This is a genomic window from Pedobacter sp. 01T416_2, from assembly GCF_056398925.1.
In genome coordinates, this window is record NZ_JBFTQI010000604.1 from 1 (window position 1) to 3,744 (window position 3,744).

The 3,744-nt window shown below is 38.3% G+C and carries 2 protein-coding genes and 1 tRNA gene; 2 read left to right on the forward strand and 1 reads right to left on the reverse strand.

The genetic code is table 11. The features are described from left to right. Positions 1-130 precede the first annotated feature (130 nt). Complete coding sequence (locus AC1DPQ_RS21075; RefSeq protein ID WP_477610769.1) at positions 131-1,099, forward strand: ligand-gated ion channel; 969 nt, start codon at positions 131-133, stop codon at positions 1,097-1,099. Between the two features lie 5 nt (positions 1,100-1,104). On the opposite strand, the gene AC1DPQ_RS21080 is transcribed toward AC1DPQ_RS21075, so the two are convergent. After that, positions 1,105-3,198, reverse strand: a complete 2,094-nt coding sequence (locus AC1DPQ_RS21080) for an HRDC domain-containing protein (protein ID WP_477610770.1) — start codon at positions 3,196-3,198, stop codon at positions 1,105-1,107. Between the two features lie 226 nt (positions 3,199-3,424). Here AC1DPQ_RS21080 and AC1DPQ_RS21085 point away from each other — a divergent pair. Further along, positions 3,425-3,498 (forward strand) — tRNA-Ile (locus tag AC1DPQ_RS21085). The last annotated feature ends 246 nt before the right edge of the window (positions 3,499-3,744 follow it).

A 3,744-nucleotide genomic window follows, 5' to 3' on the forward strand; every position in this document is an offset into this window, starting at 1 on the left:
GACTAAAATGGGGTTGCGAAAGTATTAAAAAAAAGCGAGGCCTGAAAGCTTTTTAAGCTTAAAATATCCCTTATATATAAAACCTTATTCACTATATTTAACAAACATTCACATTTTAAATTAGTCACAGTTGAAAACTACTATACTCTTTTTACTGGGCTTGATTTTTCAGCTTTTTTGCATAAATACGGTTTCTTTCGCTCAAAAAAATATACCCGATACGGTAAAGACAGGGATTTATGTAACGAGCATCCACGATATAGATTTTAAAGACAAAGAATATACCATTAATTTCTGGCTATGGCTAAAGTATAAAAACAAGGAATTTAATTTTGCCGATAACCTGGAGATACCGCAGGCCAAAACGATTAGCAAATCATTTTCAACTATAGATAGCAGTGGTAATGAAGTATATATGCTAATGAAGTTGCAGTGTGTAATGAAAGATTCTTGGTCGATCAATAATTTTCCATTCGACCATCAATTGTTGAAGCTTTCTGTAGAGAATTCACAATTTGACTCAGCAAGCTTGGTATTTGTTCCTGATACTTTAGGTAAACAGTTTGATCCCCGGTTTACCCTACGCGGGTGGAATATCGACAGTTTAAAAACTTCTGCAGCCAATAAAATTTATGAAACGGCTTTTGGCGATCCAAGTATAAAAGTGCCAAGAACAGAATATAGTAGTTATAAGGTGAGGATCGGGATTAGTAGAGATGCTTTTGGCCTGTTCTGGAAGATGTTTTTAGGCATGTATATTGCTTTTTTCATTGCGTATATGTGCTTTTATATCCATGCCGATAGCATCGACTCGCGCTTTGGCTTAAGTGTAGGCTCTCTTTTTGCTGTAATCGGTAATAAATACATTATTGATGGTTCACTTCCCGAATCGACTACTTTTACCCTGGTAGATACGCTGCACGGAATTACGTTGGTGTTTATTTTAATCGTTATCATATTAACAGCCTTTTCTTTAAAAATGATCAAAAGAGGAGATGAGAAAAAAGCCGAAAGGTTTGACCGGTTTTACTCCATCTCGCTTTTAACTGTTTACCTTCTTTTAAATATTTTCTTTATTGTAAAGGCAATAAATGCTTAGATCATTTAAAATAACTCACTTGTACCCAAATGGGCGTTTACAATGCGGGTAATTTGCTGGCCAAGTTCTTTTGCATTGCCAATTCCCACGCTTTTAAGTGCTGCCAGTTGATCGGTAGTTCTGGGCATTTTTTCTGCAATGGAAAGTAGTGCTAAGTCTGAAAGTACCGCATAATCTTGGGTACCCCGTTGCAGCGCGATTGTTTTGCGCCATTCGACCAGATTTTTATAAACCTGTGGATTGGAAACCTCTTTTGGCTTGATGCTCGATTTAACTGGTTTTTTCTCTGGCTGTTTATTGCCCGCGGCGTGCAAAGTATGGATATAATCTTTAATTGAAAATGGATTCCACGAAATTTTAAATAAAGCCAGTTTTATCTGGAGTGCATCTTTACAGTCGTTTAATAGCGTAAGGAGTTTGTCAGAGTGGGTATCATTATAAAAGTTGATGGCCACAATTCTTGCCATTAAGGTAATGAGCTGTTCCAGTTTTGGAACGAAATAATCAGATGCCTTCTGCAAACGTTCCATAAAAGCACTTTCATTTGCGGGATTTTCATCGGTGCTTATTTTCGAAAATTCTTTTGCGATAAAATTCCTGGCCACTTTAAAGATTTCGTGCTGAAGGATCTGGCTGCCTTGTTCGTAAATTGATAAAAAGGCATTTTTCTCGTCTTTGTCGATCAGTTTGGAACGCCCGAGTTTCTCCCAGTCTTTGGCTACCAGAGAGAAATCCAGAAGCTCGTGGATCAATCCCCAAGCGTAACGCTGCGTATAACGTGCCAGCAGCTCTGGCGTAGGTTTATCCTGGTGACTTGCTTTTGTGAAACTGATTACCTTGGCATCGGTAATGATATTTTCGGCAACCACAGGTGATTTTAGAATAAGCCCTTCTAAGCTTCTGCAGCGACTGAGTGCTACATAAGCCTGTCCGTGGGTAAATGCGGTGCTTACATCAACYATCGCCTGATCGAAGGTTAATCCCTGGCTTTTATGTACAGTGATGGCCCATGCCAGTTTAAACGGGTATTGCGAGAATGATCCGGTACTGGTTTCGTCGATTTTATTTTCTTCGTCACTCAGGCTATATTTAACATTTTGCCAGATTTCTTTTTCTACTTCGATTTCCCTGCCACCGTTGGTAAAGGTTACTTTTACCGAATCTTGACTAATAGCAGTTATTTTTGCCGCTTTTCCATTGTAAAACTGCTTTTTGCCCGAAGAATCATTTTTAATAAAGATAACCTGCGCCCCCAGTTTTAACTGGAGTTTTTCATCGGTAGGGTAGGCATCTTTAGGGAAATCGCCACTTACCTCCGCATTAAATTCGAAAATTTCTCCTGGTAATTTTTCTAAACAGCCCTGGTTGATTTCGTTAACCAGCTGGTTGTGTGTGGTTAAAGTAATGTAATCATCTTTCCATTCCTGATCTAAAGATGGATCGTAACGCTCATTCAGTTTCGCTAGCAAGCCAGCATCAAGACTGTTTTCGCGCATGCCGTTCAAAATATCCAGAAATATGGGGTCTGATTGGCGGTAAACTTTATCTAAAGTAAACGTAAGCATTGGCGTAGACCTGAAAATCAGACTATCGAAAAAGTATGGGCTGGAATAGTAACTGCCCAGGATATGCCAGGCATCGTGAAAAATAGGAGAGAGCTGGTAAAGATCGCCGATCATTAACACCTGAACGCCACCAAAGGGACGGTTAGAGCCCTTAACACGTTTTAAAGTACGGTCGATAAAATCAATTAAATCAACCCTTACCATACTAATCTCATCAATAATCAATAAATCAAGGCAGCGTAATAACCTTGTTTTTTCGTCTGAGTATTTGAAATTCGTTTCAGCATTTTCATCAACAACAGGAACCAAAGGGCCAAAGGGAATCTGAAAAAAGGAGTGAAGCGTTACGCCACCAGCGTTTATTGCGGCTACAGCAGTGGGTGCAACAATGGCAAAATTCTTTTTAGTGGTATCTCTAATCTTGCGTAGCAGCGTAGTTTTGCCCGTTCCAGCTTTACCGGTTAAAAAAACAGGCTGGTTGGTAGTGGCTAAAAAATCTAAAAGAAGTTGGTTGTCCGGATCGGGCGTATTCATATCAATTACAAAATTAACCTATTCGAAATGGATTTGAGGATAGATTAATAGGCGTTTTATCCACAATTTCTAATTAGAAAAAGACGGTCCGTAAATGAAAAGTAAAATTAAGCACTTGAAAATGAGTTTATATTCTTTCTTTTTATGAAAAAATGCCGAAAACATTTTCGAAAATTCAATTCAAATTTGTAACATTGCACTCGCAAAAAAGGATAACCTTTTTTCCGGGCCTATAGCTCAGCTGGTTAGAGTAGAAGACTCATAATCTTTTGGTCCCTGGTTCGAGCCCAGGTGGGCCCACTGCTTTAAACCCCTTTAAGTATGACTTGAAGGGGTTTTTTGTTGCCTAAACTTTATTGAAATTATCTTTTTAATATTTGTCTGATTTTTTATAATATCGGATCAATACCAAAAGTTGTGGAGGACGGTAAAAACAAATAGCTTTGCATTTTACTATTTCACTTTATATGACTTCCCCTGCAGCCTCTTTACTTAAATTGTTCTTACCAGATTTTATACTAGCAAACTTTACTATTACCGGTGTCA